This window comes from Mesorhizobium sp. M0626 (assembly GCF_040320665.1).
Taxonomy (GTDB): Bacteria; Pseudomonadota; Alphaproteobacteria; order Rhizobiales; family Rhizobiaceae; genus Mesorhizobium.
The window spans coordinates 49,764-64,893 of record NZ_JAMYQD010000023.1 but is presented as its reverse complement, the minus strand read 5'-3'; the positions used below and the strand labels follow the sequence as shown (position 1 = coordinate 64,893).

Annotated in this window: 10 protein-coding genes; 4 read left to right on the top strand and 6 right to left on the bottom strand. The window is 61.5% G+C overall.

What is annotated here, in order from left to right; genetic code table 11:
- Positions 1-118: 118 nt before the first annotated feature.
- The 6 genes from NKI37_RS26750 to NKI37_RS26725 form a co-directional block, all read right to left on the bottom strand.
- Positions 119-2,182, bottom strand: a complete 2,064-nt coding sequence (locus NKI37_RS26750; protein ID WP_352546088.1) for a carbamoyltransferase family protein — start codon at positions 2,180-2,182, stop codon at positions 119-121.
- Positions 2,183-2,510: 328 nt separating this feature from the next.
- Positions 2,511-2,963, bottom strand: coding sequence for a hypothetical protein (locus NKI37_RS26745; protein WP_352546071.1), 453 nt, complete (start codon positions 2,961-2,963; stop codon positions 2,511-2,513).
- 357 nt (positions 2,964-3,320) lie between these two features.
- Complete coding sequence (locus tag NKI37_RS26740; RefSeq protein WP_352546072.1) at positions 3,321-5,531, bottom strand: xanthine dehydrogenase family protein molybdopterin-binding subunit; 2,211 nt, start codon at positions 5,529-5,531, stop codon at positions 3,321-3,323.
- A gap of 3 nt (positions 5,532-5,534) precedes the next feature.
- Entirely contained in the window at positions 5,535-5,993 is a 459-nt protein-coding gene (locus tag NKI37_RS26735) for a (2Fe-2S)-binding protein (RefSeq protein ID WP_023689394.1), read from the bottom strand.
- A 1,159-nt stretch (positions 5,994-7,152) separates the two neighbouring features.
- A complete protein-coding gene (locus tag NKI37_RS26730; RefSeq protein WP_352789923.1) occupies positions 7,153-8,055 on the bottom strand; it encodes a dihydrodipicolinate synthase family protein in 903 nt (300 codons plus the stop codon).
- A gap of 52 nt (positions 8,056-8,107) precedes the next feature.
- Positions 8,108-9,340 carry a trans-sulfuration enzyme family protein gene (locus NKI37_RS26725; RefSeq protein WP_023697828.1) on the bottom strand — a complete coding sequence of 411 codons (1,233 nt, stop codon included), beginning with the start codon at positions 9,338-9,340 and terminating at the stop codon, positions 8,108-8,110.
- A gap of 83 nt (positions 9,341-9,423) precedes the next feature.
- Here NKI37_RS26725 and pdxR point away from each other — a divergent pair, with 83 nt between their 5' ends.
- The 4 genes from pdxR (at position 9,424) to NKI37_RS26705 (ending at position 14,976) form a co-directional block, all read left to right on the top strand.
- Positions 9,424-10,920 (top strand): MocR-like pyridoxine biosynthesis transcription factor PdxR, encoded by a 1,497-nt coding sequence (pdxR, locus tag NKI37_RS26720; RefSeq protein WP_502896373.1) that lies wholly within the window; start codon positions 9,424-9,426, stop codon positions 10,918-10,920.
- Between the two features lie 159 nt (positions 10,921-11,079).
- Entirely contained in the window at positions 11,080-11,571 is a 492-nt protein-coding gene (locus NKI37_RS26715; RefSeq protein ID WP_352789959.1) for an MOSC domain-containing protein, read from the top strand.
- Between the two features lie 6 nt (positions 11,572-11,577).
- Complete coding sequence (locus NKI37_RS26710) at positions 11,578-12,528, top strand: PDR/VanB family oxidoreductase (protein ID WP_023697831.1); 951 nt, start codon at positions 11,578-11,580, stop codon at positions 12,526-12,528.
- A gap of 51 nt (positions 12,529-12,579) precedes the next feature.
- On the top strand, positions 12,580-14,976 hold the full coding sequence (locus tag NKI37_RS26705; protein ID WP_352776163.1) for a transketolase: 2,397 nt from the start codon (positions 12,580-12,582) through the stop codon (positions 14,974-14,976).
- The last annotated feature ends 154 nt before the right edge of the window (positions 14,977-15,130 follow it).

The window sequence follows — 15,130 nt, the reverse complement described above, 5'->3', positions numbered from 1 at the left end:
CCCATTCAGCATTCCTAAGCATACTGACCAGGGCGACCTCGACCCCCCTAATCACAGCGGTGAGCTCGCAGGCGGGGTCGATGAACACTATTGAGGCCGAGCTTGAGCGGCATCTCTATCACATTGATAGCCTATTAGGCTGGTCCGGCGTTTGATCGGACCCATGATCCATCCGAGCAGCTTGTGAGGGATGCAGCCGAACCAGGCGCTGCTCCCACAGTCTTCGCAGGTCCTCCATCAGAGCTTCATGCTCAGCCTGATCCGGCGCAATTATATTGAGGTGATCGCTTAACACGGCTTCGCCCTCAATCCGCATCAGCAGATTAAACAGGTCGTTTGAAATTCGCACACTGTCAATGCTGGAGTGGTTCGGAATAATCTCGCAGACAGTCTCCTGATGATCTCGCGCTGTGTAAGCACGGGTTTGATGGAGGGAGACTGAGGGAGGCAATGAAATCGAAAGCGCAGTCCAATCCTGCAGCGTTGCAGCCCGTTTTTTTACCAGGAAGGGCCCGACCACAAGTCCATCCAGCTCTGTCGTCAAAAATGTGGCAATCGCGTCTGCAACCGTATCCACGATCGGTTCAGCATTGTTGTTAAAGGACGTATTGAGCAGAATTGGAGTGCCTGTCCGCTTCTTGAACGCATTGATGACCTCCCAGTAAGCGGGGTTGGCATCGCGCGATACTGTTTGCAGCCGAGCCGTACCGTCGACGTGCGTAATGGCACCCAACAAGGCGCGCTTTGAGTCACGCACGCGAACGACGAAATTCATGAATGGAAATTCGTGTTTACCGTCCGGGAGGTCGAAAAATTCGCTCGCATCCTCTTCCAGCACAGATGGTGCGAAAGGCCTATAGCCTTCGCGCTTCTTGACCATGGCATTGATCCGGTCCTTGTTTGCAGCGGGCCGAGGGTCGGCAAGAATGCTGCGGTTGCCCAGCGCACGTGGCCCAAACTCCGAACGACCCTGCACCCAGCCGATCACGGCGCCGTTGGTGATCCAGTGGGCTGCACTGCTCGCTACGTCATAAGAGCGCTCAACCTCGAGATGTCCGGACCATGCATTCAGTTCCTGTTCCACGGCGCGGTCGCTCCCGAGATCAGGACCCCAATAGACCTCCTGCAGTCGCTCACGCGGCGCGGGGCGGCCCATCTCGTTAGAGACTATCAGCGCAGCTCCCAATGCGCAGCCAGCGTCGTGAGACGCGGGTTGCACGAAGATGTCTTCGAAAAGCCCTGAATACAGCAGCTTGCCGTTCATCGTGCAGTTGTGGGCTACCCCTCCCGCCAGACACAACCGCTTCATGCCGGTGGCCTCACGGTGGTGCCGGAGAATGTGGAACACGATCCGCTCAAGCGCTTCCTGCAGTGACGCACTCACATCTCGATGCTGCTGGGTGAAAGGCATTCCCTTTCGCCTGATCTCGATGTTGCGGAGCAACGCCGGACCGATGCGGTCGAGGTGAACACGGTAGCCACCGTTGGCGGAGAGCTCGTAGAACTGCTCGAAGAGCTCGCGATAGGGAGCGGGGTCGCCATAGGGCGCGAGTCCCATTACCTTATACTCGTCGAACATGCCGTAGCCGAGACAGCGGATCGTCTCGAGATAAAACAGCCCAAGAGAATTGTCCTCCGGGAAAGCCTCGATTTGCGTAATTTCTGTGCCAGACCCTATCGCCACAAGGCCCGACAGGAAATCACCACAGCCATCAATCGCTAGAATGAGACTTTGTTCGAAGCCCGACATTGCAAAGGCGCTCACGGCGTGCGCCTGATGATGACCTACGAATGAAATACGCGAACTGTCCAACTTAGTGCCGAACTCACGCGCTAACAGGTTCTGCACCAACATTTTAGCATCCAACGGAGTGGAGAGAATGTCCGGTTGGGAAGCGGACATACCTTCAAGCATGGCGTTGGCATAGGGCTCGCTGGCGTAGACCGCGACACGATCGATGTCGCTGAGCTGAACCCCGGCCGTCGAGAGACAGTATTGAATCGAACCACTTGGCAGCTTGTTCGAGTGCTTGATTCGATTGAGGCGTTCCTCTTCTACGGCGGCTATCACCTTTCCGTCTCGGACGAGCACCGCGGCGCCATCGTGCATAAAGGCGTTCGGACGCTCGAATCGGTTTTCATGGACTTGGTCAAGTCCGCCGCTGATTCCTAGGCACAGCATTTCTTTCTCCAGATAGTAACGGGAAGCCAAATTGGCTTACCTCGACTGTTTCCACTAAATAGGCCGTGTTGTCGCCTGCAGCTGCGACCGCCCGTCAGGCATCAGCGGCATCGAAGAAAGCCTCATAAACGATCAATGAGATGCTTCGACTGTGACGCCTACGGTGCCATCACGCCGAGAGCTTGGCTGGATCATCCAATCCTGAGCGGCTGCTGACATGTATCCGGCGATGTTGTTTTCATCGGCAGAACCAACTTGCGATGCCGCCTGTCTTGGGAAGGGCGGCCGTCGACGAATAACAGTACCGCCCCCGTGAACTGGCCCGATTTCATTCTCCGAAGCGACCATGGTCGCACCGCCCGACATTGTCGGCCAGTTGCAACTCACTTTCTCGGCACGACCTCCACTGCACGTCAGGGCGCATCGAAGATTTTCTCCTTTGGATTGTTCCTAAGGCAGCTTTCGTCACGCGATAGAGCAGCGTGTGATTGGTGCGTGAGGCTCTTTTTTGTCCATGCACGATTCCGGAAGAGTGATGAAATCGATTGTTTTGATCAAAGTCATCCACGCTATGAATAACAGCCGCAGCACATGCGTTTTCAAAGCGCTTCAGGCTTCCCGGATGGCTACTCCGATGTGAAGCGCATGGCATTCCAAGCGCTCTGTCAACCAAACGATGAGTATCGGCGTCGACCCTCATTGCCTTCGTCTTCGCGACTCCGTGACAGCGGCTGGCATTGTGTTTGTAGGGCATCGGGCGAAGATCATGTCGATCGGCCATCTCGCCTGCCTATTGACAAACCCTTGAACAATGATCCACGCACCAGCGCGATTGTGATCACGAGCGCCTCTGAGCTCGGGAGGTTCGGTTTTCTGAGGGTTCCTGGGTCTCCGAAGCGATGGAGGTAGCTAGCCTTCCTGGTGCTATACGGTTGTGCTCTTCATGGAGTGGACGCATTTGCGTCTCGAAAGCGGTTCTTCAGTGGAACCGGCGCCAAGGCCCGTCTGTGGTCGTTCAGAACACGGGGTGCCGTCTCCAAACCGGATATTGGAGCGGGCAGCCGCCGGAATTTGACCAATGGAAATGAGCGCCTGTCAGGAGGCGTTCGAAAACGGCGCGATCTTCATCGCGGCTGTTTCATGGTGTCATTCCTGACATGTTCTTTATAATCGGCAGCTTGCGGATAGTCTTGCCCGTCGCCGCCCGTAGCGCGTTGGCGACGGCCGGGCCGATCGGCGGCACACCTGGCTCACCAACTCCCGTGGGCGGCTCCTCGGACGGCACAATGTGCACCTCGACTCGCGGCATCTGCTCGATCCTGAGCGGTGTATAGGTATCGTAGTTCTCTTGGTCTACGACACCGCCCTTCAGGGTCAGCTCCTCCTGGAGGATAGCACCTAGCCCGAATCCGATACCGCCCTCCATCTGAGCGCGAATCTGGTCAGGATTTATCGCGGTGCCGCAATCTACCGCGCAGACGACGCGGTCGACCTTGAAACCATTTTCATCATTGAGGGTGATCTCCACCACATCGGCGACATAGGTCGAGAGGCTTTCATGCAGGGCCACGCCGCGGAAACGGCCTTCCGGCAGAGGCTTGTCCCAGCCTGCCTTCTCAGCAGCCACTTTAAGCACGGCGGCATGCCGTGGATGGTGACCGAGCATTGACAAGCGGAAGTCGACCGGATCACGGTTCGCAGCGGCGGCGAGCTCATCGATCAGGGTTTCCACCGCGTAAGCGGTGTGGGTGGAGCCTACCGAACGCCACCACAGCACCGGGATGTTCACGTCCGTGGTGGTCAGCTGGACCTTCAGGTTCGGGATCGCATAGGGCAGGTTGGTGGCGCCCTCTACGGAGGTTGGATCGATGCCGTTCTTGATCATCGCCGCAGAGGTCGAACCGCCCAAGACCGATTGGCCCACGATGTGGTCATGGAGAGCGACGACATTGCCTTTCTTGTCGAGCCCCGCCTTGACTGCGTGCACATAGGCCGGCCGGTACCGCCCACCCCGCATGTCATTCTCGCGGGTCCACTGCACCTTCACTGGCTTGCCGCGTCCCAGTGCACGCGCTGTGGAAACAGCTTCGATAATGACATCTGCATCCAAGACCGCGCGGCGGCCGAAACTGCCGCCGGTCTTCATCACGTGCAGCCTCACCTTGTCCGGCGTGGTGCCGCCTACCTGAGCGGCAGCCGCCTGATAAAGGTCGGGCATCTGGTGTCCGCCCCAGACGTCGATGGTGCCGTCTTCGTTGATTCGGGCGGCCGCGTTGAGTGGCTCGATCGAAGCATGGACAAGATAGGGGAATTCGTAGTGCCCCTCGATGATTTTCTCAGCACTGGCGAACGCTGCGGGAGTGTTACCGTCGTCGCGCGCGGTGGCCGCGCCCAGATCGTCTGCTGCCTTGTTGTATTCGGCCATGATCTCGGCCGTGCCGCGCTCTTCGGCCTTCTCCTCGTTCCAGGTCACCTCCACGAGGTCGCGGCCCTTCAGCGCCGTCCAGGTGTCCCTGCCAACCACGGCAATGCCTCGCGGCGTCTGGACGACATCGACAATGCCGTCGAGTGCCTTGGCCTTGGTTGCGTCGAAGCTCTCGATCTCGGCGCCGAACTTCGGCGGATGGATCATAACGGCCGTCTGGAGTCCCTCCATCATGAGGTCGATCGTGTAGGTCTGCGCGCCGTTGGTCTTGCCGGCGGAATCGTAGCGCTTGAGGCTGTCCGATCCGATCTGGGCCCACTTGTCGCGCGGCTTTAGCGGCACGTCGTCGGGAACCGGCATTCCCGCTGCGGCTTCAGCCAGGTCACCGTAGCGCGCCTGCATCCCTGAGGCGTGCGACACGACCCCGGAAGCGACTTTGATCTCGCCGGCTGGCACGTCCCACCGCTGCGCCGCGGCCGCCACCAGCAAGGCCCGTGCGGCAGCACCCGCCTTGCGGTAGCGTTCCCACGACGAGCCCATCGACGTGGAGCCCCCAGTTGCCTGTGCGGCCCCGCCCCAGGCGAGATTGCCGTAGAACGCGGTATTGCCATATCCGCCGACCACGTCCACCTGCGCCCAGTCGCCGTCGAGCTCTTCCATAACCAGGGTGGCGATGCCGAAATAGGAGCCTTGTCCCATCTCGAACTGCGAGGAGTGGATGATGATTCGGTTCTCCTTTGTGATCTCGACATAGGTCTGGAAGGGGTTCGCCTGAACCTTTGCAGGGGTCGTTTGTGCGATGTCGGGCGCGGCCAGCACTGGCCGGTAGCCCACTGCGAGGCCGCCGGTGGTGACGCCCGCGCCGACGAGGAACCACCGGCGCGTGGGCCGCACGGCAGTATGCTTCGAGAGAAACTGCGACATGCCTCAAGTCTCCAGCCGGTTGGCGGTCTCGTGGATGGCCGCGCGGATGCGATGATAGGTGGCGCAGCGGCAGAGGTTGCCGCTCATCGCCGAATCAATATCATCGTCCGTCGGCTTAGGCGTTTCTGTAAGGAGGGCCACGGCCGACATGATCTGGCCAGACTGGCAATAGCCGCATTGAGGTACGTCGAACTCGGCCCACACGGCCTGGACCGTTTCGCCTATCTTGCCCGACACACCCTCAATGGTGGTGATCGAGGCTCCTTCGATGTCGCCGACTGCGGTCTGGCACGAGCGCGTCGGCATGCCGTTAACGTGAACCGTGCAAGCGCCGCACTGGGCAAGCCCGCAACCGAATTTCGTTCCCGTGAGTCCGATGACGTCACGGACCGCCCAGAGCAGCGGCATCTCTGGATCGACGTCGAGTGTTCGCGCCTCGCCATTGAGGGTAAAAGCGACCATTGCTTGCTCTCCTTGTCCTGAGCTGGCTATCTCGTTGAGCCTCCGCCCGCCTGGCAACCGAGCTCTTGTTGCTGAGGCCTAGCGACCACACCGTAGGAACGCGCAGCTCAAGCAACAAGCCCTAGGTTGGCGAGTTACGAGATCGTGAAGTGGGTCGTGTCGAAAGGCTGGAGGCAACTGAATGTCATTTTTGGGCCGACAGGCCGCTTTAGGCTGGGTTACACGAGACTGGACATTCGGGTCGTCGCGAACATCGACCGCTGGTCGGCCGCGTCCGGCAGGGCCCTGATTGGCTACACGAAATGAAATGGGACTACTATCGATGGGGGCCTACCTCGACCCGCAACCTCCACGACTGGACCCTCAGGTTCCCGGCTATCGTCCCGGGCGGTGGCCGAGCTCGGCGCCTCGGACACGATAATAGACGGTGAGGCGTTCGTCGTTGACCAGAAGGCTTGTCGCGCATTCCCAGTCTTCAGCGGGCTCTTGGCCGCGGCGGGAGACGTCAGGACCGTGCTTGCCGGCTTCGACCTGCTCAAGATCGACGGCGAGGGTCTTCGCGATCGGCCACTGTCGATCGGCGCAAAGCGCTAGTTAACCTGCTGAGACGCCGCCAAACGGCATCGTTCTGAGCGACGAGATCAGCGGCGGCAGCGACATTCTCGCGCAAGTCTCCCAGTTCGGCCTCGAGGGCATCGTCTCCAAGCTGCGTGTCAGTCCATATCGATCCGGCCGGCGCCAAGAATGGGTGAGACAAAATGCGTGCTGAGTGATGAGTTCATCGTCATCGGCTGCGAACCCGGCAACAGTTACGGCGGTCGGGAAGCGTGCTCTGGCGAATGTCGAGGACGGAAATCTGGTGTTCGCCGGCGGCATTGGCACCGGCTTCAATGCGCGCACCGGGCCGGAAGTAAAGCGCCGGCTCGATGCCATTCCAATGGATAAACCACCGATTCCTAGTTTGAAGGCGAACGGTGCGGCATGGGCGGAGTGCCCTGCGCAGTCTGTACCTCCGCAGTCGATTGTCGAGTTCGAAGGGGGTGTGATTGGCGTCGAGACCGCTCCAGCCATGGCTATCAGCACGCCGAGTGCGTTGTTTTCGATAAGTTCTCGAAATGAGCGGGTAAATACCTTTCACTTGCCGAACGGGGTTTGCTGTTCACCGGCTGGCATTCGATGGCAAACCTTTCAACGCGGCGGCGATCTGGCGCTTCGCTGCTGGGGGCAGAGGCAGGATGGGACGCGGGGGTTCGGCACTGCAAACGTCGAGCAATTCAGCGAGTGCATAGACGACGCGAAGGCTCGAGAACTCCTTGAAGAGGCTCCAGATCGGGACCAGCGCGGCATTGATCCGTCGCGCTTCGGCCGCATCGCCCTGTTGCGCCGCTGTGACGATCGTCATGCAGACCTCGGGCAGGATGCCCGCGAGGACGCTGTACCATGTGTCGGCGCCGGCGATCATGGCCTCGGCGGCGTTCCAGTCGCCGCTGTAACCAATCGAGAACCCTTCCGGCAGTGTGCGCCTCTGGGCGGTCAGGTGGTTCTTGATCGCATCGCTTTTGTCTGTCGGATTCTTGATGGCGACAATCCCAGCCACCTTTGCCAGGCGGCTGACAAGGGGTGGACTGAAATGGAAATGCGTCGTTCCTGGATTGTCGTAGACGACGATCGGCAGGCCACTTTCGCGCGCCACAGTGGAGAAATGATCGAACACCTCGTCATCAGTAAGCGGGGTGTAGGAGGCGGCGGCAAGCAAACCCGCAGCTGCTCCAAGGGCCTTGGCGTCTTGCGCGAGCCCCACGGCTTCATCGGTGCGCAGCGCGCCCACACCCACCACGACCGGCATTTGCCCCGCCGTTTGGTCCAAGGTCTCGGAGAGCGCCCGCCGCCGTTGCTCGCGCGACAGATAGATGTATGTGCCGGTGCTGCCGAGAAGACCGATGGAATCGACCTGAGCAATGCCAAGCCGAGCAATCAGCCTGCGCAAGGCAACGCTATCGACGCGGCCGTCACGATTGGTCGGGGTGATGGGGAACGCGGAAAGACCGCTCAGGAATGCCATGGCAAGGCTCCAGATCTATGTGTGAGCGCAGAGGCGGCCGCACGCCAGGTCATTACAAGACGTCCAAAGCCCGCCGCAGATCGGCGATCAGGTCATCAGCGTCTTCAAGCCCCACCGAGAGACGCATGAGATCCTCGCCGACTCCATCGGCCAAATGGGCATCCTTGCGGATCGGCTGCCGAGCACGGGTGAGGCTTGCTGGATGATAGATGAGGCTGTCGGCATCGCCGAGGCTGACGGCGCGAATGATCAGGTTGAGCCGGTCCATCATCCGGCGCGCTCCTTCGTATCCAGCGTGGAGGCCAAAGGCCAACATGCCCGATCCGTTGGACATCTGTTTTCGCGCCGTCACCTGATCAGGGTGCGAGTCGAGGAACGGATAACTCACAAATGCCACCGCCGGGTGCGCTTCCAGCGCCCGAGCCACCGCAAGGGCTGTGGCGCTGTGCCGTTCCATACGCAGCGTCAGCGTCTTGAGACCGCGCAGGATTAGGAAAGCTGACATGGGCGAGAGCGCTGCGCCGGTGATGTAGCGCAGGCCCGTTTCATGCAGCGTACGGAGCGTTTGGGCGTCGCCGAGAAGCGCCCCGCCAAGGGCATCGCCATGACCATTGATGTACTTGGTCATCGAATGGAGCACGATGTCCGCCCCGTGCTCAAGCGGTCGCTGGAGCGCGGGCGAGGCGAAGGTGCTGTCGACTGCAACCCTTACACCGCGCGCGTGAGCGCGCTCGGCAATTGCCGCTATGTCGAGGATGCGGCTCAGCGGATTCACCGGCGTCTCGAAGAAAACCAGCCGCGTCCGCTCGGTGATCGCAGCATCGAGATTGTGGGGATTTGACAGATCGACCGCGACGACCTTGATGCCGAAGCGGGGGACCGCCTGTTCGACCATGGCAAGCGTGTTCGCATAAAGCGTCTTGTGGACGATGAGTTCATCGCCCTGGGACAGGAGCGACAGGATCAGAGTGCCGAAGGCCGCCATCCCCGAGGCAACAACCAGCCCCGCCTCGGCTCCTTCCAGATTGGCGAGCCGCTGCTCGAGGATCTCGGTCGTGGGATTGTATTCGCGCGCATAGAGCCTTCCACCAAGGGCGGCGGCGGCATCGTTTGCTGCCACGCTTTCGAACCCATAGGTTGACGTCAGGAACACTGGCGGCTGGACGGCATTGGAAAAGCCGGCCGGATCGTAGCCATGATGGATCGCCCGGGTGGCAAATCCGGGGCTGGTGCGGTTGAGCGACCCCGTGGGAGCATCGGTTTCGGATTGATGGGAGCTGGTCATTCGGCCTCTGCGATCTCTCTTGGGGTTCCGAAAGATTGACGGCAACCTGGCCAATGTGAAATATCCAGTTGGCGATGAAAGAGATGGTCCAGTCTTCAAGTGCCGGGTCTGCAGCGCGCTCGCACGCGATGGGTGCACGCCAGATATACGAAGCCCTTCGCGAGCAAATCCTCGGCGGCGTCTACGAAACCGGCAGTCAGTTGCCATCCTCCCGGGCCCTGGCAAATGACCTCGGCGTTTCGCGAACCACGGTGACGGTCGCCTATGAACAACTGGCTGCGGAGGGTTTCATCGAAGTCCGTCAAGGCGCACGACCTCGCGTTGCGTCTTCGTTGATGGGCCATGGGACGGGGCGCACTCACGCGCAACGGGTCGGCCCAATCCACCTGTCCGCATATGGCGAGCGGCTGCGCGCGACGTCACCCTGGCCAGATTATCTGCCGACTGGGCTGAAGGTCGAGTTCCGCTATGGCGACCTCGCGCCGTCGGATTTCCCTTCATTGGTCTGGAAACGCGCGATGAACGAGGCGATGGGGCAGCGCCCGCTGCGTCTTGCCTATGACGATCCTCGCGGCTCGCGCCGGCTTCGCCAGGCGCTTCAGGGCTATCTCTGGCGCGCCCGGACCCTGAGCTGCGACCTCGACCAGATCATAGTTGTGAACGGTTCGCAGCAGGGCCTTGATCTGTGCGCGCGCCTGCTTCTCGATCCCGCCGACCGTTTCGTCATCGAGGATCCGTGCTACAGGATGGCGCGTCAGGTCTTTGCCAGTACGGGTGCCTCACCCATCCCGGTCATCGTCGACGAAGACGGGATGAGGACCGAGTTGCTGGCGGGGATCGGAGCACGACTGGCTTATGTGACGCCATCGCATCAGTTTCCGCTGGGCGGCGTCATGCCGATCGCGCGCCGCCATCAGCTTCTGAAATGGGCGCGGCACAACAACGCCTATGTGATCGAGGACGACTACGACAGCGAATATCGCTACGACATCAATCCGGTCCCTCCGCTGCACAGTCTCGAGGACCACGGGGCTGTCATCTACCTCGGCACGATCTCCAAAACGCTCTCGCCGATGCTGCGCATCGGCTACCTCGTCGTCCCGCCCGAATTGCAGGAGGTCTTCGCAACCGCCAAACAATTCGCAGACCGGCATTCGCCGGTCGCTGAACAGGAAGCGCTGGCATCGTTGATCGAGAGCGGCGGCTACGAAAGCCATGTGCGCCGTGTGCGCAGGCTGAACGGCGAGCGTCGGGAAACGTTGTTGGGTGCCTTGCAGCACAGCTTCGGGGATCGCATCACTATCCAGGGAGCAGATGCGGGACTGCACGTCGCGGTTTGGTTCAATGACCTGCCACGATCGCGGGAAACGGCCTTGGTCGAATCCGCCCGCGACGCTGGCCTGGGGCTACACCTGATCTCGCCGCTCTACGAGCGGCCATCGGACGAAGGCCGCACCGATCGCGTCGGACTTGTCATGGGCTATGCCGCCTTGAGCATTCGGCAGATCGGGAAGGGCGTTGAGGTCCTGCGAGAGGTTGTCAAGCAGGTGCAAGACGCGATGCCGGCGCGGAACAACTGAGCCGGGGCGACGCCGAAAGCTGGCGCTGAAAACGGTCCGAGGGCCCCCCGTATTTCTTTCCAAACAGCCAACTGGACCGGGAAAATGCCATGCAACTGGCGCTGTTGATCAGGCCAGTTTTGCAGCAGGTTTCCACGAGACGAATTTCCGAGAGCGATGATGACCTGGCGAGGAAAGCTGCTTCACGTCCACATCGCGCCTGCCGCCTCCTATGAAATGGAGGAACTGGCGCAGGCGCAGCTTATTGCCGGCCAAGGCGTTGTCGGAGACCGCTACTACCTGGGGACGGGGACCTATTCCGCGCGTCCTGACGTTCGCGAAGTGACGCTGATCGAAGCTGAAGTCTTGGACGCCATCGCGCAGGGCGAACCCAGAATTCCGGGCTTCAAGGCCAAGCTCGCACCCGAAGATCACCGGCGCAATCTGACGACACGAGGCGTTCCGCTTAGCCATCTTGTCGGCAAACGCTTCCGGGTCGGGGAAACGATTCTCAGGGGCGCCCGGATGAATGTGCCGTGCAAGTATATCGAGGAGTTGCTCGGGCTTCCGGGTCTCTACGAGGGGCTTCTGAACCGCTCCGGCCTGAACTGCACAATCGAGGTCGGGGGCGTGATCCGCCCCGGTGATCTGATCTTGCCCATCGACGAGTGAAACGCCATGGCCTCGCCGCGCATCATCATGAAGCTGACCGTGACCGCCGCCCGCAAGGAGCCGGGCGACGTGCTGGTCATCGACCTGAAACACCCACGTAAACCTGTGCTGCCGGCGTTCGAAGCGGGTTCTCACGTCGACGTCCATCTGCCTGAAGGGAAGGTGCGTCAGTATTCACTTTGCGGCGATCCGACCGAGCTTGGCCGCTACACCATCGCGGTGAAGCGCGAGAATGACGGCCGTGGCGGCTCGGCGTGGATCCACGAAACCATTGCCGTCGGCTCCACACTGCCTGTCTCCGCGCCACGCAACCATTTTGCGCTCAAGCCAGGCGAGGGGCCGACTTTGCTGCTGGCAGGGGGAATCGGGATCACCCCGATTCTGGCCATGGCGCGCGCGCTCACCCGGCAGGCCAAGCCCTTCGAGTTGCACTATTTCACCCGCAGCCGGGCGCTCACGCCACTCTTGGCGGCGATCGGGAGCGATCTTCCTGGCGGCAATGTGCGGATCCATTTCGACGACGAGCCTCAGACCCGGCAGAACATCGCCGCGCTGCTGGCGAACCGTTCGGACGACGCGCAGACATACTACTGCGGACCGCCTGGCTTCATGGCGGTTGTGGGGCGCGCGGCTCAACACTGGCCCGAGGGTACTGTTCATTTCGAAACTTTCCAGCCTCCCGAGTTTGATGGCGCGCCACCGGAACCGTTCGTCATAGAACTGGCTGAGGGCAGGGTGGTTGAGGTTTCGGCTGAGACCACGGCACTGGCCGCCTTGCGTGCGGCCGGTGTGCCGTTGATGGCCTCGTGTGAGAACGGGGTGTGCGGGACCTGCGAATGCGCAATGCTGGCGGGACAGCCGATCCATCGGGATGCCGTCCTGTCCAAGGAGGCACGCGGCCACCGCTTCATCCCCTGTGTGTCGCGCGCGACAGGTGTGTTGAAACTCGATCTTTGACCATTTGGGCGGGGGTCCTGTGAGACCGGCAGCTGATTTGCGGGAAACTGAATGACGAGGAAACTGGAATATCTGAACGAGATCGAGCGCTGCGTCTCCTGGCTCGCAGCCTGGACGATCCACCACGCCAACCACGTCCGCGAGGGCGATGAGATCAAGGTCGGGGGGCATCAGGCCTCGTCCGCGTCGCTGAGTACCATCATGACCGCGCTCTACGGTTCGGTCCTGCGCCCGCAGGATCGGGTGGCGGTCAAACCCCATGCGGCGCCGATCTTCCATGCACTTCAGTATCTGGCGGGCAACCAGACCCACGAAAAGCTCATGAACTTCCGCGGCTACAAGGGCGCGCAGAGCTACCCTTCGCGGACGAAGGATGTCGACGATGTCGACTTCTCGACCGGGTCGGTGGGTCTCGGCGTTGCTCAGACGCTGTTCTCGTCGCTGGTGCAGGACTACGTCTCGGGTCACGGCTGGATGAAGGAGCGTGCCGAGGGCCGAATGGTCAGCCTGATCGGCGACGCCGAGATGGATGAGGGCAACATCTACGAGGCCCTGATCGAAGGCTGGAAGCACGGGCTCAGGAACTGCTGGTGGGTGGTCGACTACAATCGCCAGTCGCTCGACGCCGTGATCCGGGAGGGCCTCTGGCAGCGTTTCGAGCAGATTTTTCGCAACTTCGGCTGGGACGTGATGGTCCTGCGCCACGGCGCTCTGCAAGAGGCTGCCTTTGCCGAGCCGGGGGGCGAGAAGCTGCTCGAGTGGATAGAGCGCTGTCCGAACCAGCTCTATTCGGCGCTGACCTTCCAAGGGGGTGCTGCCTGGCGCAAGCGGCTGCTCGACGAGATCGGAGACCAAGGGCCGGTCACCACTCTGATCGAACGCCGCTCCGACGACGAGTTGCAGGCGTTGATGACGAACCTTGGCGGGCATGACATGCCGAGCCTCCTCGAAGCCTTCGAGGCGGCGTCCAGGCATGACCGTCCCGTCTGCTTCATCTGTTACACCATCAAGGGCTACGGTCTGCCGCTTGCCGGACACAAGGACAACCACGCGGGGCAGATGACGCCCACGCAGATGGAAGACTACCGCCTGCAAATGGGCGTAAAGCGGGGTGAGGAGTGGGACAAATGGGCGGCCGCCACCTTGCCGGAAGCGGAACTTGACGCCTTCTTCGCAAAGGCGCCGTTCTTCAGTGAGGGGCATAGGAGGCTGTCTGCGCCGTCGGTGCCGGTGCCTGAAACCCTTCCGTCACCGGGGCAGCCCGGCAAGCCGCTCTCGACCCAGATGGGGTTCGGCCAGATCCTGAACGACATCGCACGCGAGCGCAGTCTGCTTGCCGACCGCATTGTCACCACCTCGCCCGATGTGACGGTCTCGACCAATCTCGGTGGCTGGGTCAACCGGCGCGGCCTTTTCGCCCGGGAGACCATGGCGGACACCTTCAAGGCCGAACGCATTCCGTCGACCTTTACCTGGGAATTTGGGCCGAAGGGGCAGCACCTCGAGCTCGGGATCGCCGAGTCGAACCTGATGATCATGCTCGGGGCACTCGGTCTCTCGCACTCGATCAATGGCGTGCGCCTGCTGCCGATCGGGACAGTCTATGATCCCTTCATCTACCGATCGGCCGACCAGCTAAACTACGCCTGCTATCAGGATGCGCGCTTCATGCTGGTCGCAACGCCCTCGGGCGTGACGCTAGCGCCCGAGGGCGGAGCACACCAGTCGATCGGCACCCCATTGATCGGCATGGCGCAGGATGGGCTTTGCGCCTTCGAACCGGCCTTCGTCGACGAACTGTCCGTGATCATGCGCTTTGCCTTCGATTACATGCAACGTAATGGCGAGGGGGATCCGGATGAGACGACGTGGCTGCGTGATCAGACCGGAGGATCGGTCTATCTTCGCCTGTCAACCCGGCCGCTCGAGCAGCCGCTGCGCGAGATGAACCCGGCGCTCGCGCGGGACATCGTCAATGGCGCCTATTGGCTGCGTCCGCCTGGGCCCAACGCGAGTGTCGTCATTGCTTATCAAGGCGTCGTCGCGCCGGAGGCGATTGCCGCGACGGGTCTTCTGGCGGAGGACCGGCGCGATGTCGGGCTGCTCGCGATCACCTCCGCGGACCGGCTTAATGCGGGCTGGCAGGCGGCGGAACGTGCCCGGCAGCGTGGCGCGATTGGCGCCCTGAGTCATATCGAGCGGCTGCTCGCGCCGCTATCGCGTGACTGCGGCATCGTCACCGTGATCGACGGCCACCCGGCGACGCTCGCGTGGCTCGGTGGGGTTAACGGGCATCGCGTGAAGGCGCTCGGGGTCGAGCAGTTCGGCCAGACGGGGACTATTGCGGACCTATACCGTCACCACGGCCTGGACACCAACGCCATCGTACATGCGGCGCAGGCGGTCAGTGCGGGACCGGCTGTTCGCTACCGGAAGGCGCTGCCTTGACCATGAGCGACCGGATGCTCCGTGGCTGGTACGGATCGGCTGTTTCCACGGGCGTTCCGGTTCGCTTCAAAGCGGACAGGGCCGGGACACTGTGGACGTTCTGATCGCGCTTGAGTAGCTTGTGCGACCCCCAGGGTCACCTGGGAATACGCAG